The sequence below is a fragment of the Stenotrophomonas sp. ZAC14D1_NAIMI4_1 genome, from assembly GCF_003086775.1.
Lineage (GTDB): Bacteria > Pseudomonadota > Gammaproteobacteria > Xanthomonadales > Xanthomonadaceae > Stenotrophomonas.
In genome coordinates this window covers 2,094,702-2,116,348 of sequence record NZ_CP026001.1, presented here as the reverse complement: position 1 = coordinate 2,116,348, position 21,647 = coordinate 2,094,702, and the positions used below count along the sequence as shown (strand labels likewise).

The 21,647-nt window shown below is 64.3% G+C and carries 20 protein-coding genes and 1 tRNA gene; 10 read left to right on the top strand and 11 right to left on the bottom strand.

Translation table 11 applies throughout. The features are described from left to right. Positions 1-27 precede the first annotated feature (27 nt). The 4 genes from C1927_RS09900 to C1927_RS09885 are packed head-to-tail and all read right to left on the bottom strand — an operon-like array spanning position 28 to position 5,661. Positions 28-1,161: a hybrid sensor histidine kinase/response regulator gene (locus tag C1927_RS09900; RefSeq protein WP_108746576.1), complete on the bottom strand. Its 1,134-nt coding sequence runs from the start codon at positions 1,159-1,161 to the stop codon at positions 28-30. Further along, the gene (locus C1927_RS09895) at positions 1,158-1,730 is read right to left on the bottom strand and encodes a chemotaxis protein CheB (RefSeq protein WP_108746575.1); all 573 of its coding nucleotides are present in this window, start codon (positions 1,728-1,730) and stop codon (positions 1,158-1,160) included. Before C1927_RS09895 ends, C1927_RS09900 begins: the two co-directional genes overlap by 4 nt. Then, the gene (locus C1927_RS09890; RefSeq protein WP_079221690.1) at positions 1,730-2,554 is read right to left on the bottom strand and encodes a CheR family methyltransferase; all 825 of its coding nucleotides are present in this window, start codon (positions 2,552-2,554) and stop codon (positions 1,730-1,732) included. Before C1927_RS09890 ends, C1927_RS09895 begins: the two co-directional genes overlap by 1 nt. Next, positions 2,551-5,661: a response regulator gene (locus tag C1927_RS09885; protein ID WP_108746574.1), complete on the bottom strand. Its 3,111-nt coding sequence runs from the start codon at positions 5,659-5,661 to the stop codon at positions 2,551-2,553. The genes C1927_RS09890 and C1927_RS09885 overlap by 4 nt, the downstream gene beginning before the upstream one ends. A gap of 178 nt (positions 5,662-5,839) precedes the next feature. Here C1927_RS09885 and C1927_RS09880 point away from each other — a divergent pair, with 178 nt between their 5' ends. Beyond that, positions 5,840-6,970, top strand: coding sequence for a PAS domain-containing sensor histidine kinase (locus C1927_RS09880; protein ID WP_108746573.1), 1,131 nt, complete (start codon positions 5,840-5,842; stop codon positions 6,968-6,970). Further along, on the top strand, positions 6,963-7,322 hold the full coding sequence (locus C1927_RS09875) for a response regulator (protein ID WP_108746572.1): 360 nt from the start codon (positions 6,963-6,965) through the stop codon (positions 7,320-7,322). Before C1927_RS09880 ends, C1927_RS09875 begins: the two co-directional genes overlap by 8 nt. Before the next feature lie 50 nt (positions 7,323-7,372). On the opposite strand, the gene C1927_RS09870 is transcribed toward C1927_RS09875, so the two are convergent. Together C1927_RS09870 and C1927_RS21595 are read right to left on the bottom strand one after the other, a co-directional pair. Beyond that, positions 7,373-8,056, bottom strand: a complete 684-nt coding sequence (locus C1927_RS09870) for a MarC family protein (protein ID WP_079225204.1) — start codon at positions 8,054-8,056, stop codon at positions 7,373-7,375. A 268-nt stretch (positions 8,057-8,324) separates the two neighbouring features. After that, entirely contained in the window at positions 8,325-8,507 is a 183-nt protein-coding gene (locus C1927_RS21595) for a hypothetical protein (protein ID WP_079221686.1), read from the bottom strand. Positions 8,508-9,156: 649 nt separating this feature from the next. Here C1927_RS21595 and C1927_RS21405 point away from each other — a divergent pair. Together C1927_RS21405 and C1927_RS21400 are read left to right on the top strand one after the other, a co-directional pair. Continuing rightward, positions 9,157-9,588: a hypothetical protein gene (locus tag C1927_RS21405; protein ID WP_159095340.1), complete on the top strand. Its 432-nt coding sequence runs from the start codon at positions 9,157-9,159 to the stop codon at positions 9,586-9,588. Then, positions 9,585-9,983, top strand: a complete 399-nt coding sequence (locus tag C1927_RS21400) for a hypothetical protein (protein ID WP_159095339.1) — start codon at positions 9,585-9,587, stop codon at positions 9,981-9,983. The genes C1927_RS21405 and C1927_RS21400 overlap by 4 nt, the downstream gene beginning before the upstream one ends. A gap of 632 nt (positions 9,984-10,615) precedes the next feature. Here the strand turns inward: C1927_RS21400 and C1927_RS09850 are convergent. From C1927_RS09850 to C1927_RS09835, 3 genes are all read right to left on the bottom strand, one after another. Then, positions 10,616-11,401, bottom strand: coding sequence for a hypothetical protein (locus C1927_RS09850; RefSeq protein ID WP_108746570.1), 786 nt, complete (start codon positions 11,399-11,401; stop codon positions 10,616-10,618). Between the two features lie 551 nt (positions 11,402-11,952). Then, positions 11,953-12,996, bottom strand: coding sequence for a hypothetical protein (locus C1927_RS21395; RefSeq protein ID WP_159096643.1), 1,044 nt, complete (start codon positions 12,994-12,996; stop codon positions 11,953-11,955). Positions 12,997-13,317: 321 nt separating this feature from the next. Then, positions 13,318-13,394, bottom strand: a tRNA-Arg gene (locus C1927_RS09835). 34 nt (positions 13,395-13,428) lie between these two features. Between C1927_RS09835 and C1927_RS09830 the strand changes: the two genes are divergently transcribed. The 6 genes from C1927_RS09830 (at position 13,429) to C1927_RS09805 (ending at position 19,417) form a co-directional block, all read left to right on the top strand. Further along, positions 13,429-14,148 carry a phosphatase PAP2 family protein gene (locus tag C1927_RS09830; protein WP_254051574.1) on the top strand — a complete coding sequence of 240 codons (720 nt, stop codon included), beginning with the start codon at positions 13,429-13,431 and terminating at the stop codon, positions 14,146-14,148. Between the two features lie 83 nt (positions 14,149-14,231). Further along, positions 14,232-14,594 carry a hypothetical protein gene (locus C1927_RS09825; RefSeq protein WP_079221678.1) on the top strand — a complete coding sequence of 121 codons (363 nt, stop codon included), beginning with the start codon at positions 14,232-14,234 and terminating at the stop codon, positions 14,592-14,594. Between the two features lie 80 nt (positions 14,595-14,674). Next, complete coding sequence (locus tag C1927_RS09820) at positions 14,675-15,784, top strand: polysaccharide biosynthesis/export family protein (RefSeq protein WP_079221677.1); 1,110 nt, start codon at positions 14,675-14,677, stop codon at positions 15,782-15,784. 10 nt (positions 15,785-15,794) lie between these two features. Then, the gene (locus tag C1927_RS09815) at positions 15,795-16,466 is read left to right on the top strand and encodes a YjbF family lipoprotein (protein WP_254051573.1); all 672 of its coding nucleotides are present in this window, start codon (positions 15,795-15,797) and stop codon (positions 16,464-16,466) included. Between the two features lie 3 nt (positions 16,467-16,469). Further along, a complete protein-coding gene (locus C1927_RS09810) occupies positions 16,470-17,222 on the top strand; it encodes a capsule biosynthesis GfcC family protein (RefSeq protein WP_108746567.1) in 753 nt (250 codons plus the stop codon). Next, positions 17,222-19,417 (top strand): YjbH domain-containing protein, encoded by a 2,196-nt coding sequence (locus C1927_RS09805; protein WP_108746566.1) that lies wholly within the window; start codon positions 17,222-17,224, stop codon positions 19,415-19,417. The genes C1927_RS09810 and C1927_RS09805 overlap by 1 nt, the downstream gene beginning before the upstream one ends. 66 nt (positions 19,418-19,483) lie before the next feature. Here C1927_RS09805 and C1927_RS09800 read toward each other — a convergent pair whose 3' ends face one another. Together C1927_RS09800 and C1927_RS09795 are read right to left on the bottom strand one after the other, a co-directional pair. Next, complete coding sequence (locus tag C1927_RS09800; protein WP_079225201.1) at positions 19,484-19,918, bottom strand: low molecular weight protein-tyrosine-phosphatase; 435 nt, start codon at positions 19,916-19,918, stop codon at positions 19,484-19,486. A gap of 115 nt (positions 19,919-20,033) precedes the next feature. Further along, on the bottom strand, positions 20,034-21,491 hold the full coding sequence (locus tag C1927_RS09795; protein ID WP_108746565.1) for an undecaprenyl-phosphate glucose phosphotransferase: 1,458 nt from the start codon (positions 21,489-21,491) through the stop codon (positions 20,034-20,036). Between the last annotated feature and the right edge of the window lie 156 nt (positions 21,492-21,647).

Below are 21,647 nucleotides of genomic sequence, written 5' to 3'. Positions count from 1 at the left end.
CGCTCCGGCGCTGCCTGAAGAATTCAGTTAACGGCCAATGCGGGTATCGGCGCGGCGTGGCAGCACCGCTTCGAACACCACCTGGTCCTGCTCGTTGCGCGCACTCAGGCGTCCGCCATGAGCAGCAACGAACTGGTCGACGATGTACAGGCCAAGGCCGAGGCCCTTGCTCTGGTGGAAGCTGGCCTTGAACGGCTCGAACAAGCGCGGCAGCAGCGCTTCCTCGATATGCCCGGCATTACGCACGCGCAGCGTCACTACGCGCGTATCGCTGCCATCGACGGCAACGCGCACCACGTCCTTGCCACCATGGGTGATGGCGTTGCCCACCAGGTTGGCCACCACCTGCCCAAGGCGATCCATGTCGCCGTGCAGCGTGGCATCACCGCTTGCATCGAAGGCGATGCGATCGCTGCCGTGCGCGCTGCCGGCCTCGGCGATCACGGCACGGGCCAGTTCCTCCATGTCGCAGGCACTGGCTTCCAGGCGCAGGCCGCCACTGCGGATGCGCGAGAAATCCAGCAGCTGCTCGACCATGCGCGCCATGCGCACGGTGCTGGCCTCCAGGTGCTGCAGGGTCTGCTGCGCGCTGGTGTTGCCCGGCGGAAGCTCCAGCGACAGCTTGTCGGCGCACAACAGGATGGCCGACAGCGGCGTGCGCAGGTCGTGGGTCAGCACCGCCGCCATCGTCTCGTTCAACTTCAATGCGCGCTCCAGCGCGTCGTTGCGCGACTTCAGCAGCTGGCGCTGCTGGTAGAGCTCGATGAAGACATTGACCTTGCTCAGGATCACCTGCGGCGCCACCGGCTTGTGCAGGAAATCAACCGCACCGCTTTCGTAGCCCTTGAACGCGCGCACCGGGTCATCCGGCGAAGCAGTCAGGAAGATGATCGGCACATCGCGGCTCCGCTGCGAGCCACGCATCAGCTCGGCAAGGGTGAAGCCGTCGATCTCCGGCATGTGCACGTCCAGCAGCGCCAGCGCCACCTCGTGTTCCAGCAGCAGTTCCAGCGCCTGCGCGCCCGAACCCGCCAGCAGCAGGTTGACGCCCTCGCGGCGCAGCAGCGCCTGCATGGCCACCAGGTTCTGCGGCACGTCATCGACGATCAGCAGGTTGACCGGGGTCTGCGACTGCGCAGGGTCCGGTGGCAGCAGGTTCATGCAAACAACTCCTTCAAGCGACGGCACATCAATTCAAGAGGCAGCACGGCGTCAGCGCCGGCGTGCTGCAGGGCGGAGGCCGGCATCATCGATGCTTCAGCCTCCTCGGGGCATTGCAGCCAGGCGCGGCCACCGGCGGATCGCACCGCGGCCACGCCTTCACTGCCATCGCTGCTGGCGCCGGTCAGCAGCACCGCCAGCAGCTGCGGCCCGAAAATGGCCGCGGCGGATTCAAACAGCGGATCGATGGCCGGGCGCGAAAACAGCACCGGCTCATCCATCGACAGTGCAATGGTCTGCGCGTCCTCCACCAGCAGATGGTAGTCAGGTGCGGCGAAGGTCACCGTCGCAGCCTGCAACGGCTGCTTGTCCTCCGCTTCGCGCACGTCCAGCGCGCAGTACGGCGCCAGCACCTCGGCGATGCGGCTGCTGCGGTCGCGCGGCAGGTGCAGCACCACCAGCACCGGTATCGGCAGGCCGGCCGGCAACGCGCCCAGCAGCGCCTGCAGTGCCGCCACGCCGCCGGCAGAGGCACCGACCACCAGCAGGTGCGGGCGCGGGGCGGTCATCACACCACCTTCCGGTACAGCCGGTGCTCGCGCGAGCAGGCTTCGAACGCATCATGGTGGCGGCCGAACTGCAGCGACTCCTTGCTGCCCAGGCCGAGGAAGCCGCGATGCACCAGCGCCTCTCGGAACAGGCCCACCGCGCGGTCCTGCAGGTCGCGGTTGAAATAGATCAAGACGTTGCGGCAGGACACCAGGTGCACTTCGGAGAACACCGTGTCGGTGGCCAGGCTGTGGTCGGCAAATACCACGTTGCGGCGCAGCTGGCGGTCGAACACCGCACCATCGTAGGCGGTCGCGTAATAGTCCGACAGCGAGCCGGTGCCACCGGCAGCCAGGTAGTTGCGGCTGAACTGCGCCAGGCGGTCGATGCTGTAGGCGCCGGCTTCGGCCGTGGCCAGCGCCGCCGGATTGATGTCGGTGGCGTAGACGATGCTGCGCTCCAGCAGTCCTTCCTCGTGCAGCAGGATGGCCAGCGACCAGACCTCTTCACCGGTACTGCAACCGGCCACCCACAGCTTTACCGACGGGTAGGTGCGCAGCACCGGCACCACCTGCTCGCGCAGCTGCTTGAAGTAGGCCGGATCGCGGAACATCTCCGAAACCTGCACGGTGAAGAACTGCATCGCCTGGGCGAACAGATCCGGCTCGTGCAGCAAGCGGTACTGCAGGTCGACCAGGCGCTCGCAGTCATAGCGCTGCATCGCCTGGCGGATGCGCCGCCGCAGCGAAGACACCGCATAGCTGCGGAAATCGTAGTGGTAGCGCTGGTAAAGCGCCTCCAGCAGGACCTTCAGCTCCAGGTCGAACAGCGCCTGTTCGTTCATTGGCGCGAGCACCAGACCCGGCACAGCGACACCAGCTTGTCCACGTCGATGGGCTTGGCGATGTAATCGTTGGCACCGGCCTGCAGGCAGCGCTCGCGGTCATCGGGCATGGCCTTGGCGGTCAGCGCGATGATCGGCAGGTCCTGCAGGTGGCGCTGTGCCCGGATCTCGCGCATGGCGGTCAGGCCATCCTTCTCCGGCATCATGATGTCCATCAGCACCAGATCGACCTCGCGCTGGGCAAGGCGGTCGACCGCCTCCTGCCCGTTGCGCGCGATCTCCAGCGTCACGCCCAGCGGTTCGAGCACGCTGGACAGGGCGAAGATGTTGCGCACGTCGTCCTCGGCCAACAGCACGGTGCGGCCATCGAGCACGGTGTCGCGGCGGCGGGCCTCGCGCAGCAGGCGCTGCTGGTCGCTCGGCAGGCTGGCCTCGACGCTGTGCAGGAACAGCGTCACCTCGTCCAGCAGGCGTTCGGGCGAGCGCGCGCCCTTGATGATGATGCTCTTGGAATAGCGGCGCAGGCGCTGCTCTTCCTCACGGCTGAGCGCGCGGCCGGTGTAGACGATCACCGGCGGGAAGCCGACATCATCGTTGCCGGCCATGTGTTCCAGCAGGTCGTAGCCGCTGCCATCGGGCAGCGACAGGTCCATCACCATGCAGTCGAACGTGACCGTGCTCAGCTGCTCCACTGCGGCGGCCAGGGTACCTACCGCGACGATCTGCAGCTGGTCGCGGCCCAGCAGCAGCTCCAGGTTGCGGCGCAGGTCGCTGTCATCCTCGACGATCAGCAGGCGGCGCACATCGCGCTGGCTGGTCTGTTCCAGCTGCTCGATGGCTGCGGCCAGCCGCTCGCGGGTCGCCGGCTTCACCGCATAACCAATCGCGCCGAGCTCGCGCGCGACCTGGCTGCGGTCCATGGCCGATACCACATGCACCGGAATATGCCGGGTTTCCGGGTTGCGCTTGAGGCGTTCAAGCACGCTCAGCCCGGATACGTCCGGCAGGCCGATATCCAGCAGGATGCCGTTCGGGCGCAGTTCGCTGGCCAGCGTCAACGCCTCTTCCGCCGTCGTTGCCACCACGCAGTCGAAATCAAGTTCGTGCGCCAGCGACACCAGCGCCTCGGCGAAGCTGGCATCGTCTTCCACCGCCAGGATCAGGCGCCCGGCGCGCTGGCGACGGCCGCGATCATCGGCGACGCTGCTGCTGGCACTGGTCATCGCCGGCGCGGCGGCCATGGCCAGAGGCGCGGCAGCGGCCACGTTCTGCACCGACGCCATCGGCACCGGCGCCCTCTCGCCCGGCTCTGCCGGCACTTCGCTGGCCGGTGCGCCCTGCAGCGGCAGTTCCAGGATGAAGCAGCTGCCGCGCCCCGGCTCGCTGTCCACCTGGATGTCGCCCCCCATGCGGACGGCCAGGTCGCGCGAGATCGACAGGCCCAGCCCGGTGCCACCGTAGCGGCGGCGGGTGCTGCCGTCGGCCTGGCGGAATGCTTCGAAGATCACCTGCAGCTGGTCACGGGCGATGCCGATACCCGAATCGCAGACTTCAAAGCGGATGCGTCCATTGCCGGCGGCACGTACGTGCAGGCTGACCTTGCCGTGTTCGGTGAACTTCAGCGCGTTGGCCAGCAGGTTCTTCAGGATCTGCTGCATGCGCTGGTTGTCGGCCACCAGCTGCGTGGGCGCCAGCGCATCGGCCTCGATCTGCAGGGCCAGTCCCTTCTGCCGGGCCATCGGCTCGAACGTCTCGCGCAGGCGCTGCAGCACGCTGTCGACCACCACCACTTCATCGGCCAGTTCGACATGGCCGGCTTCGATACGCGACAGGTCGAGGATGTCGTTGATCAGCGCCAGCAGGTCGTTGTTGGACGACAGGATTGCGCGGGCGTACTTGACCTGTTCCTCGGTCAGCGTGCCGTCCTTGTTGTCGGCCAGCAGCTTGGCCAGGATCAGCGAGCTGTTCAGCGGCGTGCGCAGCTCGTGCGACATGTTGGCCAGGAACTCGGACTTGTAGCGCGAGGTCGCGGCCAGCTCGTTGCTGTTGCGTACCAACTGGCCCTGCGCCACCAGCAGCGCCTGCTTCTGCGCCTCCAGCTCGTGGGTGCGCTCTTCCAGCTGCACGTTGCTCTGTTCCAGTTCGGCCTGCTGCTGCTCCAGGTGGCCCTGCGACTGCATCAGGCTGCGGCTCTGCTCTTCCAGCTCCTCATTGGCCACGCGCAGCTCTTCCTGCTGCGCCTGCAGTTCCTCGCCCTGCCGCTGCGATTCTTCCAGCAGCACGACCAGCTGCGCGCGCAGCAACGAGGCGCGCAATGCCATGCCGAGCGTCTCGGCACAACGTTCCAGCAGCTCCGCATCCAGGGTGCGCTGGCCCGCTGCCTGCGAACGGCCCAGCTCGACCACGCCCACCACTGTGCCGTCGCTGCTGATCGGCGCCAGGATGCGCTCGCGCACCGTTACCTGGCCCAGGCTGGATTGCAGCTGCAACGCATGCTGGTCGTCGCCCTGCACGTGGCGGATCTGCTGGTCGCGTGTGGTCTGGCCAAGCAGGCCTTCCTGCAGCGTGACCGAGGAAGGCAGCCCGCTGGGCAGGGAGACGCCGCCGGTCAACTGCAGCCGGCCACCCTCGATGCGATACATCACGCCCACGTCGGCCTGCAGCTGGCCGGCCAGGCTGGTCATCGCCGCATCGGCAATCTGCTCCGGGCCCAGGTCGCCGCGCAGGCTCATCGACACGGCGTTTTCCGCTTCCTGCAGCCACAGCGCCCGCATGGCCTCGCGCCGCGCGGTAATGGCGCGCGAGACGATCAGCGCGATCATCAGGAAACCGACGCCGCCAATGGTGCGGTTGACGAAAGAGAACGACGAGTTGGTGCTGGCCGGGGCGACGTTGTAGCCGATGGCCAACAGGCCACAGGCGATCACCGCCACCACGAACGGTACCCGCGCACTGCGCTGGAACACGGTGACGCCAATAGCCATGAAGTACAGCAGCCACACCGCATAGCCCAGCGGAACCACCAGCTCCATTCCGATGGTCGCAGCCAGCAGCACGGCGGCAGCCATCCAGATCCAGCGGTCACGCGTTGTTGCACCAGGACGCATGCGGGTCGGTTCCAGAGCACGAAAGGTCGATGATGTTACTCCCTGTCGCATTCAGCCGCATACGACCAATGGCACACGCACCGTGTGCACAAATCCTTCACGCTCGCCTGCCTACGGTCGCATCCCTTACAGGGGTATAACTGATTTCTACGTGGACGCTCTTGCTTCTACGCCTTCCGTGCTGACGGACACGTCCCGCCAACTGCGATTGCTGATCGACAGCGTTCGTGACCATGCCCTGTACCTGCTTGACCCCCAGGGCATCGTCTGCAGCTGGAACCCGGGCGCCGAACGGATCAAGGGCTACCGTGCCGACGAAGTCATCGGCACCCACTTCAGCCGCTTCTACCTGGCCGATGAACGCGATGCCGGCGAACCGCAGCGGCTGCTGCACCTGGCTGCACAGAACGGCCACGTGGCCAGCGAGGGCTGGCGGGTGCGCCGCGACGGCTCATCATTCAGGGCCAGCATCGTCATTGAAGCGGTGCGCGAGAACGGCGAGCTGCTGGGCTTCGTCAAGATTACCCGCGACATCACCGAGCACTGGCAGGCCCAGCGCCTGCTGCGCGATGCCCAGCGGGCCCTGCGCCAGACCCAGCAGTTCGAGACCGTGGGCCGGCTCAGCCGCGGCCTCTCCCACGAGTTCAACAACCTGCTGACCACGGTTGGCAACGCACTGGACCTGCTGTCGCTGCGGCTTGGCAGCGATGCCCGCGCCGCCGAGCTGCTGGCCACCGCACAGGCCGCGACCGACCGTGGCTCGCTGCTGACGCGGCAGCTGCTGGCCTTCAGCACCGGCCAGACCCTGATCCGCGAGCCGCTGGACATCAGCCAGCAGATCAGCCAATGGCTGCCCGGCCTGCGCAGCGCCTGCCCACCCGGCGTAACCGTGGAAGCCGAGCTGGCCCCGGGCCTGCCCCTGCTCAGCACCGACCCGCTGCAGCTGCAGACCGCGCTTGCCAACCTGGTGGCCAACGCCGCTGACGCCACCCTGGACGGTGGCCGCGTACTGGTGGCCACCGCGCTGGAGCACCGCCTGGATCCGGACGCGGACACCGCGCTGCAGCGTCGATATGTGACACTAAGCGTCTGCGACGAGGGCCATGGCATGGCCCCGGACATCGCTGAACGGGCCACCGAGCCCTTCTTTACGACCAAGGACATCGGCAAGGGCAGCGGTCTGGGCCTGAGCCAGGTGTTCGGTTTTACTACCCAGAGCGGCGGCTTCGTTGATGTGTCCACCACGCCCGGTGTCGGCACCACGGTCAGCCTGCTGCTACCCGCAATGGAGGACCCTGCCCATGACTGATGACACGCTCCGCGTATTGATGGTGGAGGACCAGTCCGATCTGCGCGAGATGATCGGCCTGGCGCTGCGCGATTTCGGCATCGATGTGGCAACCACGTCCGACGGCCACGAAGCCGTCGCCCTGATGCAGGGCGGGGAGCGCTTCGACGTGGTGTTCAGCGACGTCAGCATGCCCAACGGCATGTCTGGCATCGAGCTGAGCGAACACGTGGCGCGCGACCAGCCGCACGCGCGGATGATCCTGTCGTCCGGCTATGCACGCTCGCAGCTGCCGCCGCTGCCCGACCAGGTGGAGTTCCTGCCCAAGCCTTATCGGCTGCGCCAGCTGGTGGAGTTGCTGCAACAGAGCTGAAGCATCCACGCATGGCGTGGATCTACTGGGCGACCACGCATGGCCCGGGATCATCCCCCGAAGGTCTGCTGGTTCAGGTCCACCCAGCCGGTCCACATCAGCTGGATGCCGATGCACAGCAGCACGAACGCTACCAGCTGCTGCATGACCACCGCACCGGTCGGCCCCAGCCGGGCAACCAGCACGATCGAATTGCGCAGGATCAGGTAGATCACCGACACCACCAGCAGTGCCCCGCCCACGGCAACAACCACGCCGGACAGCAGGTGCAGCGGCGTCACTGATTCGACATGGGTGCCCAAGGTGATGCAGGCGGCAATCGTGCCCGGCCCGGTGGTGAGCGGGAACGTGAGAGGAAAGAAGCTCTTGCGCTGCAGCTCGTGGTCGGCCATCGCCGAGGCCTGCTCTTCCGCCGCGCTGGGCGGATCGTCCACGCGCGCGCCCAGCATGCGCCACCCCGCGGCCGCCACCAGCAGGCCGCCACCGATGCGCACCACTGGCAGCGAGATGCCGAACAGCGACAGCACGTAAGTGCCGACCAGCATCGCCACCACGATCACGATGAAACTGTTGAAGGCAATCTGCCGGGCCAGGCGCTTTGCCACCTGCCGCCGGCCGCCCACGGTCGACACGAAGATCGACGCCGTACTGAGCGGATTGATGATCGGCAACAGGGTGACCGGCACCAGGATCAGCTCACCGGCCACCGTAGCAAGCACATCGGGCAAAGGCATCATGCGCTCCGCTGGAATCGGGCCCTGCAGGGTCGAGCATGCCCGACTCTACAAAGGCCGGCCAAGCGTTACCAGTACTGGGTGACCAGGATCAGGGCGATGACCGCCGCGACCCCCGCCACGATCCACAGACCGTGCCGCTGGCGAAAACTGGGCTTGGGAGTGCCTGGGGTATTCATTGCACGCATCCAGAGTGGGGAATGTGCATCCACCCTGCTGCAGCGCTCGTGCAATGCACGTGCATGCAGCGCAGCCGCGACGTGAGCGCTCAGCTGGCTTCGTCGCGCTCGCGGTCCACCCGCAGACGGCTGACCCGCCAGCCCCCGTGCGAATTGAAGCGCCCGGTGTCACCGGTCAAGCCGTAGCGCAGGGCCAGCCAACCGGCCCGCACCGCCCCTACATGCCACTCGCGGACTTTCCTGTACGCATACCGAAAACGACGTGCTTGCATGGGCACACCCCAAGTGTGATGTTCATCACGAATTTCGGACGATAGCGCGAATTCATTTCCGCCGGAAGACAGCCCCGCCCTGCCGCCTTCAGCGCTTCCGGCGGCGCCAGACCCGGTCGGCGACATGCACCAGGCCGAGCAGGCAGGCGAACACCAGCGCTACCTCACCAATGGCGAGCAACAGGTCCACGGGATACTCCGGCCGACGGGAATGCGGGCAGGCTACTGCCGTGGAAAAGACGGCCAACCTGTGCTGCAGGGTCACCGTAAGCGCAAACAGGGTTCCCGTTCTGCAGGGTGATGCGCATTTCCGGCAATGGGATGCGGATGAATGCGGGGACGGACGGCGCGATGTGCGTCAGCCACGCCGGAAGCGTGGTGACCCCGGCCCGATTCGAACGGGCGACCTTGCCCTTAGGAGGGGGACTGGCCTATATGCAGCAACGCATAGGAACGGACTGCGCCAAAACTGTGCCAAATCGGCGCGTCCGGCCGCCTAGACGGACGACCTTATTTCCATTCACGAACCTGACTTGTAGGATAGGATTTGGTTGAGCCGCCCGAGGCAGGACTGATGACGTTACCAAAAGAAATCGACGTCCCTAGCCCTCAAAGCCCGGGCGGGGGTCAGACGGCCGGCCCTGAGGTCATGGCCAGTATCGAAGCAGAGCCTCTGGCTGGCCTCCTTAACGCGGTGAACGGGATTGTTGAGAGCCGACCAAGAGCTCTGGGTGGCGATGTATCCGCGCAGTTTGTGCAGGGGGCGTTGATAAGCTTCCAGGATCAGCTGCGCGCGGCTAAGCAGTCTGGCGCGCGCGCACAGACGGCAAACGACAAGCTGTCGGGCGAGCTTTCTGAGGTTCGCGAAGATAATGCGCGCCTTCGATCCGAGCTGCGCGGCATGAAAAGTAATCATGCGCTTTCCAGCTTGGGTATGACAGGCGCGACGATCTTGGTTGGCGTCGCTGTGGACGGTTACAAAAACGGTTCGGAGAAGCTCGCGATCGTATGCGTGGTGATTGCCGCCGCGCTAATTATTGGCGGATGGCTTATTCCGAATCTGAAAGGGAAAGACAAATGAGCGGATTCGATGACCTCAGCATGATCGGCGTGTTTGATGCAGGCGTCCCGAACTTGGAGCGAGTTGTTCTGCGCGCAAACTCAGGAGTAAATCTCGCGTCCTACGCTCTAATCGTTGCGCTTAAGCCACAACTAAACGGCGCCAATTTACCGCTACGCGATCACTTCTTCTGGTTAGGCAACACTATCCTCGACTCTGGCGATTGGATCTTTGTGTATACCGCGCCAGGCACTGCGCAGCTGACCCCGATCCATACGACAACGGAAAGCCTGTTGTCGCTCTACTGGGGAAAAACCCAGACAATTTTTCAAGACCGAAACTTGACGCCAGGACTGGTCAAGATCGAGGGGGCGGCCTTCCCACTGGAAGCGCCGCAATTGCCGCGACCGACATAGCTTGAGATTCGTCAGGCAACTTAAAAGTCCGCATACGTCCAACGAAAAATCAATGACTTACATTGAATTTATTTCTGGAACCCGGCGGCCTTAGACCCTTCGTCGCAAGCGGGCATGCGCGAGTTTTCTGGAGGCAAACCCATCAGACGCGGACGCACTGCATCCAACTTGGACGGAGCCGTCCCTTCCTTGGATCCTTGTTCCTGAGCCTGGTTACCGCCGGAGGCCGGACGAGTTCCAATCCCGCCATCACCCGGGCGGGCGCCACCGCCCCGTCCACGCGTTCGGCTTGCTGCTGTTGCTCGCGCGTCGGAGAAAGTGCCGGAAGCGGTTCCGCCGGCATGATCGGCCTGCTATCGGTCAGCCAGGCTATCGCCTGCCTTGGCGAACGCTGGCCACCCGCGTCTGCTTCACCCGCCACTTCTCCTAGCCCTGCATCCAGATTCGCAGCCCCGGCTCGCCATCATGCACAACGCTGGCCGTCTCTCGGCCGTTGTGCCAAAACAACCAGCGCTCGCCCTACTGCACCCACCCCAACGGGATAGGTGCGTCGCGGAAGCCCTGCTAGCTGAAGGGCGGGAGCATGCCCGGGAGCGTACGCGCGGCCGTCGCAGATCCACACCGGTCAAGCGTCAGCTCCTCTGCTGAAACGCCCAAGCGACCGCTACAGATATGACTGTGGTCACGAGGACGACCCAGAACAAGTTTTGACGCAAAGCCGCTTTTTTCTGTAGCAAATTCTTCTTCTTCCCAATGAAAAAATCATCCAAAGGGAACAAATACTTCACGACCTTGACGTGCAAATCGAACGTCAAGAGGGCCATCAGAACCAACGGAATCGCTATGGCCCACGAGAAGGAAGCGAGGCGAACCTCCGGCCGCTGCGCAATCAAAAAGTCAATTTTTGTTAGAAGATCGCGACTCGCCAGGGCCTCCTCTATATCTGCCGAAGATGCTTGATTAAAGAACGTGAAACCGAAGGCAACACCAAGCATCATGAACATCATTGCGGGCGCCAGGAGTTTCAGAAGCCCTCCTCGAGACAGCCCACGCCACCTCATAACTTCAGCATCGATGTACGAACGCAAGTCCCCCGCAATAAGAAATACTTCCCCACGTTCCTCACCAATTACTTCGAGATTAGCTTCTTTGTCTTTCACGAATACCAACTTTACAGTCAGCTCTTCCGAATCAACCAAAAATGCTATCGCAGAAATAGTTGCAGATGGCCCATTCTCCTCGGCGCACAGATCATCAATATTATGAGTTGTGTAGGCCGCGGAGTCCGTTCTTTTCACCGAGATGTTGTACCTGCCTTCGGCGGGGCATTTCTGCCTTATCATCTGATCCAATTTGCGAAGGTGTTCCTCCTCTAGGACGAACTTACCAGTGAACTCGTGCTCGACGTGTGCTGCCATCCCCTGCCCCGCATTAAAATTTCTTCAAGTTTACGCAGCAATGGCTCGACCTTCCAGACGCCCATGAACACGCTAAAAGGCGAGGCCCCCAAGACCGAGGTGCTGGTGGCTCGATACCGGACGGTGACTACAGTTCGCCATCATCAGATGGCTGTCTCGTAGCGCTCCACCTTTCTGCGCCCCATACCGCAATGGCAAGCGCGTAGCGCACATGTCATGGCCACACTGTCGCCGGCGATGCTGGCAACTATGTCCTCGATCAACTGGGCGCGACTATCCGACTCGACCGGTTTGTACGCACGCGCCCGACCCGACATGCCCCCCCTTATGCTCGATCAGCACATGGCACGTTCTTCGACTGGCGTCCTAGGTAGTCGCAGCCCCGATGCAGCACAGACCCCCCGCCCCAGTGCTCCAGCTCCGCGCGAACATAGGTCCCAAACGTATCAACCTGCATTGCCCTGCTGCCGCTGCCACTGGGCGGCCGCTTCCGGCCCACCCGTGATCCGTACCACAAGCAGCCCCTAAACAAACGCCAAACAGAAAATCCTTTATTTTATTGCGGACGTTATCAAGGCACCGATCAAGCCGCCGATTACAGATGCAGCAATTACAGCCAATATCTCAAGCCGCTTATATGAGGCGCCATCAACATGCTCCGCCCAACGGAGAATGGGATCAACAGAAAATTGCGGAAATTGCTCAACCACTTTTCGCACCACCTTCTCAAAATAAGATGGCGTGCCGTCCTCATATTCGCGAGCAACCATCAACTTCATCTCAGAAATGACGACAGCGAGCTCCGCTTGGAGGGCGTAGCCATCTGAAATGAGAGAACGCACTTCTCTGTGCCTGGAAGTGGCTTCCAGTACATTTGAAAATCGGGCGGAGTCCACGCATTTCCGAACAGTGGCCCATCGGTGCTCATAATTGGATGCAGAGCTCAACAGATCTCGCCGCCGGCGCATCAGGAAGTAGTACAGCGATAGCTCCCCAGCTATTTCTCCGTATAATCCCAAAAGGTCAACGTAGTCCACACCCTGACTGTCAACTTCGAACTGATACTTGTCATACCCTTTTCGCGGAGTATGCGTGAGTTTAAAGTTAGAATCCGCGCTCGGCGCACCATGGCTCAAATAAAAGTCAGCGTGAAATGGCGAGGGGCCCATATAGTCGAAATGAGCAGGCCCCTCATTCCCGCCAAGATGCTTTTTCAAGTACTCTCGAACCAGGAAAACGGCCATCGACGGATCGTCCTCGCGGCCACTCCCTACACATTCTACGAATGCGACTGGACCGTCATACTCCGTTCTTATATGAACATGGAAATTTTCAGCGACCACCCTTCTTTGAAGCCCGACGCGACTAGTCAGATCTTCCTGAACTCTTCGCGGAATGTAGACTGAGAAAGAGATGCGTGCATCATCGAAATAAGGCAGGCCGTCGCCATCCTGCATGTGAACCGGCTTCTCACTAATTAGAGGAGACCGCCCCAGCTCGCCAACATCAATAACAATATCAGTGACGGACGGCAGCGAAGAAAGCAGTGCCTCAACGGCCGTACGGTAATCATCAGCCGTGAACGAATAGGGCACCTGCCGCACGTAGCCAAAGCTGAAGCAAGCAACTCCGAATGAAAACGGCATAGGTCCCCATCACTAGTCGAGAGATTCAACAGTATCACGCTATTCTGTACACGCCCGCCCCTAGCAGTGGTCAGGTTCGAAATGCAAACCCGCGATCATCCCACCCACATTCCAAAGTGGCGCCCTGCCGCTTGGCCCTAAAGCCAAAATCAAGGCCGTGCAACTCGAGAGCACCGAATGGTCAATCTGTGCCAACTGTGCCATTCATAGGCGAAAATGCGCTATACGGTGGCGCTCACCGACGCTGCCACATTCCTAACTTTTTGATTTTGGTGACCCCGGCCCGATTCGAACGGGCGACCTTCCCCTTAGGAGGGGGACGCTCTATCCAGCTGAGCTACGGGGCCATTGGCAGCACGCAAGGATACCGCTTCTTGCTGAATGGACCAAGCCACGGGCAGCCGCCGCAACAGCCAACGCCGCTATCCTGTCCGCCCCACCCCGTTCCCGCACCGCCGCCACATGATGATCCTCTGGGAGAGCCTGTCCGCCATCGGCGACAGTCGCACCCTGCTTCCCCTTGCCTTCGTCCTGGCACTGTTCGTACCGTCCACGCATCGCCGCCTGCTGTGGCGCTGGGCAGTGGCCATCACCGTGGTGGCCAGCGCCACGCTGGCCAGCAAGATCGCCTTCATGGGCTGGGGGCTGGGCGTGGAGTCGCTGGATTTCACCGGCATTTCCGGCCATGCCGCGATGTCCAGCTCCCTCTATCCAGTGGTGTTCTGGCTGCTCGCAAGCGGTCGCAGCCCGCGCCCCTGGGCGTGGGCCATCGCGGGTGCTGCACTCGCCGTGGCGATCGCCTGGTCCAGGGTGCCGCTGGGCGCGCATTCGCTGTCAGAGATCATCGTCGGACTCGGCCTGGGCATGACCGCATCCGCCTGCGTGCTGCGTGGCATTCGGGTGCCGGCGGGCATGGTCGCCGCGCGCATCCACGTTGCGTTGCTGGCCATTGTCGCTGGCGTGACCGTGCCGATACTGATGGCTGACCTGCATACGCATGACATGGTGAAGGCCACGGCGAAGGCGCTGTCCGGGCGCGAGCGGGCGCTGGAACGTGACGACCTGCGCAGTTATTCGTCGCCAATCAAACGCCATCAATGAGATGGCGTACCCTAAACCTTGACAGCCAAGGTTCATCCACCGAACATACAGGTGGAATTTTCCCTGACGGAGCAGGCCTCCCCATGTTCAAGAAGACGATCGCAGTTGTGGCACTGGCGGCCTTTTCCGCCTCCCCGATGATGAGTTTCGCGCAGGAAGCGCAGGCTACCACCGGCGCAGAAACCTCCTCGGAAGCAGCCGCCGCTGAAGTCGCCGGCGCAGAAGCTGCGGGCGTCTCGACTGCTGCAGTGGTTGGTACCACCGTGATTGCTGTTGCTGCGGCTGCCGTGGCTTACAGCATTGGTGGCGACAGCACCAGCGGCAGCAACGATGGCGGCGGCGGCACCGATCCGGGTGGCCCGGGCCCGGGCGGCCCCGGCACCGGCGGCACGGGTGGCACCGGCGGTACCGGTGGCACGGGTGGTACGGGCGGCACCGGCGGCTGATCGGCGCACTGCGTACCACACAGGCCCTCGCCGGGCGCGACCCGGCGGGGGTTTTTTATGCCTGCCAGAATCCCATTCTCATGAACAACACCACCCATCGTCTTCTTGCCGCTGCACTGACCGCACTGGCACTGTCCGGCTGCGCGCTTGCACCGGGCCAGCACCTGCGCCGTGGCGACGTTGCCATTGACCGCCACAGCGGTGACGGGCAGCTGGAAATCGTCACCATCACTCCGAAACTGATCGCCCAGGAGAATGCCGCGCGGGCGCAGAAATCGCTGCCGAACGCACTGTTCGACTACCAGCCGGAACCCTACAAGGTCGGCATCGGCGACATTCTCTATGTCACCGTCTGGGATCACCCGGAGCTGACCGTGCCGGCAGGCTCGCAGCAGGCAGGCGCCCTCGCCGGTCGCCTGGTGCAGAGCGATGGCACGTTGTTCTACCCCTATATCGGCAAGGTCAAGGCCTCGGGCAAGTCGCCGGTGGAAATCCGCGAAGAGATCAGCCGTCGCCTGGCCCAGTACGTGGAATCACCGCAGGTGGACGTGTCTGTCCTGACCTACGGCAGCCAGCGCGTCTGGGTAACCGGTGCTGCCGAGCGGTCCTCGCCCATCGCACTGGGCACCTCGCCACTGACCCTTGCCGACGCCATCAGCCAAGCCGGACTGAACAGTGCCCAAGCCGACCTGTCGGGCATCCAGCTCAGCCGTGACGGCACCACCTACACCATCAACCTGGAATCCCTGGCCCGCCAGTTCGGCGGCCGCCAGCTCTTCCTCAAGGATGGCGACTCCATCTTCGTGCCCTACCTGGATCGCAAGGAGATCTTCGTGGTGGGCGAGGTGAACCTGCCGGGCGCCTACAGCTTCCGCACCGGCGATGTCTCGCTGAACCAGGCACTGGGCCGTGCACGCGGCCTCCTGCAGCAGACCGCCAACGGCAACGCCGTGTACGTCATCCGCGGCAGCACCGACCTGCTGCAGGAGCCGTCGATGGTCTACCAGCTGGAGGCGCGCTCGCCCACCGCGTTCGCGGCCGGCAGCCAGTTCCACCTGCAGCCGGGCGACGTGGTGTTCGTCGGTGCCGCCGGCGTCAGCCGCTGGAACCGCTTCGTGAACCAGCTGCTGCCGTTCACCAGCATCCTGTACAACGCAGCGCGTACCGGAACCGAAGTCAGGGACAACTGATATGGCGCGCATGGACGCGGCCAGCCAGCGGCCGGCACACCGCGCGCTTGCCGCGCTGCTGCCCGCCGTCGTCGCCGCCCTGCTGTTCACCGGCTGCACCACCGGCAGCCGGTCCACGGCAGAAACCTTCCGGCTGATCACCCATCGCCCGGCCCAAGCCACCGCCGAGGGCGTGGCCAGCAACCGCTTCCCGCAGCTGCAGGTGGACACACCTGACATCGTGGCCGTCGCCGTGCTGGGCTACGTCGATGGTGGCCGCCAGCAGTGGTACGCCGGCTCGCACGCCGTGTTCGAGCTGGACCGCCACGGCCTGCTGCTGGGAGGCAGCGGGCTGGGGCAGCAGTGGCGCGCGCGCATCGACGGCCCCTCGCCGTTCGACGACCTGCGCAGCGTGACCACGCCGGTGAAGGTACAGCGCCGCTATGACTGGGTTCCTGCGTACCAGGTCGACGTGGCCGTGACCGGCACCCTGAGCCGTGGCGCACTGGAGGAAGTGAACATCCTCGGCACGCGCCGCACCCTGCAGCGTTACGACGAACAACTGCAGGGCGGCATGCACGGCCGCAACGTCTACTGGGCCGATCCGGCCACCGGCTTCATCTGGAAGAGCCGCCAGCATCTGGCGCCCGGCCGTGTCGCGGAGCTGACCCAGCTCAAACCCTATCGCCCGGCCAAGGACTGAGCCATGACGTTTCGACTTTCCGGCCCGGCGATCATCGCCGCGTTGTTTGCAGCCAGCGCCGTCCAGGCGACCGAGGTGCGCATCGAAGGCGCGGCCGAGGCGGCTGGCACGCGTGAGCTGCCGGCCAACGCGCGCCTCGCCGACGCCCTGCTGCTGGCCCGCCCAAGCGCTGACGCCTACCTGCTGGGCACCAGCTTCGAGCGCCCGCAGGCCATGGAAGACCAGGTGCGTCTTCGCGCCGGCCTGCAGTACGGTGCCGGGCAGCTGGCAGAGGCCAGCGACACACAGCTCTCGGCCTTGGCGCGGACGCTGCAGGCGTGGCTCGACGCACATCCGGCCACCGGGCGCATGCCCATCGCCAGTTCCGCGCGCCTGATCCAGGTCCAGCCCGCGAACAATCCGGTGCTCGCCAACGGCGATACGCTGCGCTTCCCGCAGCAACCGCGCACGATCACCGTGATGGGCGCGGTCGGGCAGGCCTGCGTCCTGCCCCACGTCCCGCAGCGCGATGCACGCGACTACCTGCGTGACTGCCGGCCCAGCGCCCTCGCCGACCGCAATGACATCTTCGTGATCCAGCCCGACGGGCGGGTCCAGCAGCTGGGCATCGCCCTGTGGAATCGCGCCGATCCGCAGGCCATTGCTGCCGGCGGCACGCTGTTCGTGCCGCTGCGCGCCCCGCTCCTCAAGCGCCTCGATCCGCTGTTCAACAGCGACTTCGCCGCGTTCATCGCCACCCAGCCTGTCAGCCCGTGATGACCCAGCCCTGCACGCGCGCGCGCCTGGCGCGCCCCGCCCGTTTCGCGCTGAGCGCGCTCGCCCTGTCGCTGTCCTGTGCACTGCATGCCCAGGAAGCGCCGCCGCCCACTGCCAACGAGTGGGGTGGGATCGGCCTGCTGCAGACACCGACCGCGCGGATGGCCGACGATGGCGATCTGAGCTTCACAGCGTCCTACAACGCTCCGTACGCGCGCTACAACCTGACATTGCAGCCGTTCCCGTGGCTGGAAGCCTCCTTCCGCTACATCAACGTCAACAACCTGTATTACGGGCGCAGCTACGCCGGCAACCAGCACTACAAGGACAAATCGATCGACTTCAAGCTGCGGCTGTGGGAAGAGTCTCGCATGCTGCCGGAAGTGGCCTTCGGCGTGCGCGACTTCGGCGGCACCGGCTTCTTCTCGAGCGAGTACCTGGTCGCCAACAAGAATTTTGGCCCCATCGACGCATCGATCGGCCTGGCCACCGGCTACATCGGCAACCGTGGAGACTTCTCCAATCCGCTGGGCCTGATTGATGACCGGTTCAAGAACCGGCGACGCGGCGCCATCAGCAGTACGACCGAAGCCGGCAAGTTCGGCCTCAGCAACATGTTCAAGGGTCCGGTCGGCATTTTCGGTGGCATCACCTACCAGACGCCGATGGACGATCTGCTGCTGAAGGTCGAGTACGACGGCAACGACTATCGCCGCGAGCCGCGCGACAACAACCTGCGCCAGCGCACGCCCATCAACGTGGGCCTGGTCTATGTCCCGAACCGGAATGTCGAGCTGACCGTCGCTTGGGAGCGCGGTGACGCGGCGATGTTCTCGCTCACCCTGCGCGGCAACCCGGGCAACACGCCTGCAGCACCGAAGCCGTTCGACCCGCCACCGCAGCGACTGCTGCCCGCGACCGCCGTCGCCGAGCAGCGCGCAGCCGTCGCCAGCAGCGACGCCTCCGGCGCCAGTGCCGCAACCGCCACCAGCACCGACTGGGCAGCGGTCACTGCCGAACTGCAGCGCAATGCCGGCTTCCGTGTCGAACGTATTTCGCGCCGCGGCGACGAGCTTTACATTGACGGGTACCAGAGCCGCTACCTGCATGCCGCCAAGGGCCTGGGCCGCGCCACGCGCATCCTTGCCAATGCGACCGGCGATGACTACGACTGGTTCACCCTGCGCACCACCCGCGTGGGCATGCCGATCGCCGATCTGTCGATCAACCGCGAAGCGTTCGCCGGCTACCTGGATGGCACGGTGAGCGAAGACGTCCTGCGCCGGAGCACGGAACTGCAGGCACCCGACGCGCGCGCGCGGGAGACGCTGTACAAGCCCAAGCGCAGCCCCTTCGGCGGCGGTTTCAACGTCGGCTACCGGCAGAACCTGGGCGGCCCCGATGGCTTCATCCTGTATCAGGTCGCAGCCAACTACACGGGCAGCCTGTTCCTGCGCGACAACATCTGGCTGACCGGCACCGTCAGCGCCGATATCACCAACAACTACCACAAGTTCAAGTACAACGCGCCCAGCCGCCTGCCGCGCGTGCGCACCGACATCCGCCAGTACCTGACCACCTCCGACGTGATGCTGCCCAACCTGCAGGCCAATATCGCCGGGCGACTGGCGCCGGACCTGTATGGCATTGCCTACGCCGGTTACCTGGAGTGGATGTACGCCGGCGTCGGCGGCGAACTGCTGTATCGCCCCAGTGGCGAGCGCTGGGCGGTGGGCGCCAACCTCAACCGGGTGCAGCAGCGCGACTACGACCAGCACTTTGGCCTGCGCGACTATCGCATCACCACCGGCCATGCCACGTTCTACTATGCGTTCGACGCCCAGCAGCGCGTCATCGGCTCGCTGTCGGTCGGCCAGTACCTGGCCGGCGACAAGGGCGCCACCTTGGACCTGGCCCGCGTGTTCGACAACGGCGTAACCATGGGCGCCTATGCGACCAAGACCAATGTCTCGGCACGCGACTTCGGCGAGGGCAGCTTCGACAAGGGCATCTACTTCAGCATTCCGCTCGACGGCTTCCTGCCACGCTCCACGCGCGGCCGTGCAGCCTTCAACTGGAACCCGCTGATCCGCGACGGTGGCGCCATGCTCGGCCGCAAGTACGGCCTGTACGGCATGACCGGCGACCGCGACGAGCGCTTCTTCTACGACAACCTGCGCAACGTCGGCGAATGAAAAAAGCCGGGGGCCTGACGGCTCCCGGCTTTCTGCCTGCAGCGCGCCTTCAGCAGGCGCGGGCACTCAAAGGTAGCGGACCCAGCTCTTCACGCCCTCATCCATCAGCGTGTAGACGTGTTCGAATGCCGCCCTTTGCTGGCGATAGGGATCGGGAATCTCGCGGTCGGACTGCCACTTGCCCAGCAGGAAGGTCTTGCCCGACGCCTCCGGCGCGATCTCGATGATGCGATGGACGTGCTTGCGCTCCATCACCAGCACCAGATCCGAGGCCCCCAGGATGCTGCGGTCGATCTGCCGCGCACGATGGCTGCTGCCATCCAGGCCATGCTCGGTCAACAGCGCCTGTGCGGTCGCATCCACGCCATGGTTGACCAGGGCCCCCAGGCCGGCCGAGGACACCGTGATGCCCTTGCCCTGCACTGCCTCACGCAGCATCACTTCAGCCGACGGACTACGGCAGATGTTGCCGACACACACAACCAGAATATTCTTGAACACGGGCAACGGCTTCCATCAGTTCGTCGGTACATGAAACGCAGCGCCCGGCCGCTGCTGCAGACCGGGCGCTTCCACGCGGGCGCGGCCGGCGCCTCGCCGGCAACAGCCTCAGTGCCTAGTATGCCGATTTCTGGCCCAGCACCTTGAAGGCCGTCATCACAATGATGCGCACATCCAGGGTCGGACTCCAGCGGCGGATGTAATCAATGTCGTACTGCACGCGCTTCTTCATCGAGCGCAGCTCGGGGGTCTCCCCTCGCAGCCCGTGCACCTGCGCCCAGCCGGTGATGCCCGGCTTCACGTAGTGGCGGTGCATGTAACGGTCGATCAGCCGCTCGTAATGGTTGTTGTGCTGCACGGCGTGCGGCCGCGGCCCCACCACCGACATGCTGCCACCCAGCACATTGAAGAACTGCGGCAGCTCATCCAGGCTGCTGCGGCGCAGGAAGGCACCAAAGCGGGTGACACGCGGATCGTTGCGGGTGGCCTGGGTGATCTTGTCCGAGGAACCTTCCGCATGAACCCGCATCGAGCGGAACTTCAGCATCGAAAATTCCTTGCCGCCCAGGCCATGGCGGCGCTGGCGGAACAGCACCGGGCCAGGCGAGCTCAGCTTCACACCGATCGCCAGCACCGCAAACACCGGCGCCAGTGCAATCACTGCCAGCCCGGCGACAAGGATGTCCTCAACGCGCTTGGCCAGGCGGAAATTGTGGTCCGACAGCCCCTGGCGCACACCGATCATCGGCACGTTGCCGACCTGGTGCACGCCCGGATTCAGCGTGCCCCAGCCGGTGGTGTCGGGAATGAGCCGCACCGGCACCGGGAAGCGCTCGATCTGCTTCAGCATCGCCTTCATGTCGCCGGCGTCGCCCGGGGTCATCGACACCCACAACTGATCGAATTCACCGCGATGCTGGTCCATGTAACGCGGCAGGTCACCCAGCGCACCCAGGCAACGGGGCGCGTCGCCACCGCGACGGACCGCCAGATCGCCCTTGGCGGAGAAGTAGCCGATCACTTCCTTGCCCAGCTCGGGCTTGCCGCGCAGCAGGCGGTGCAGTTTCAGCCCGGACGAGCGCAGGCCGACCAGCAGCACGCGCTCGCGATCCAGGCCACGCGAACGCAGTCGATGCAACTGCACCCGCAGCGCCACGCGCGTGCCGATCATCAGCATCAGCCCCGCACCGAACCAGCCGAGCAGCCAGCGCGTAGGCACTGAACCGGCCATGTCGACAAGCACCGCATAGACCGAGAACAGCGCGAAGGACGCGGACCAGGCCAGGAACAGCACCCACAGATCGGTGATCAGGCCGCGCGCGCGCCAGTTGCGGTACACGGGCGCGATCATGAAACAGACCATCGCACTCAGCAGCAGCGCGCCGAATACGACACGTTGGGACGGGTCCGGCACAGCCGAACCATAGAACACCACGTGGGAGAGAACGGCGGTGAGCGGGACGACCGCAAGGTCGCCCAGGCGCAATGCCAGTTCAAGTGCAGCGCGGGCCTCTACGCGGCGGCGCGCCCGGCTGGGGTGGCTGGAAAGGCCTTCTACGGATCCATGTAGCACAAAACATCTCCTCAGACGATTCCGCGGATCCGGACATGATCCCCAGCAGCACCGATCTCCCCAGCCGGTGCACACATTTGATTGCGGTTTGATTGACTTCGTCCCGATTGTGTCCGAACTCCGTCACAAAAGATAGCCGCCATCTGGCAATCATTT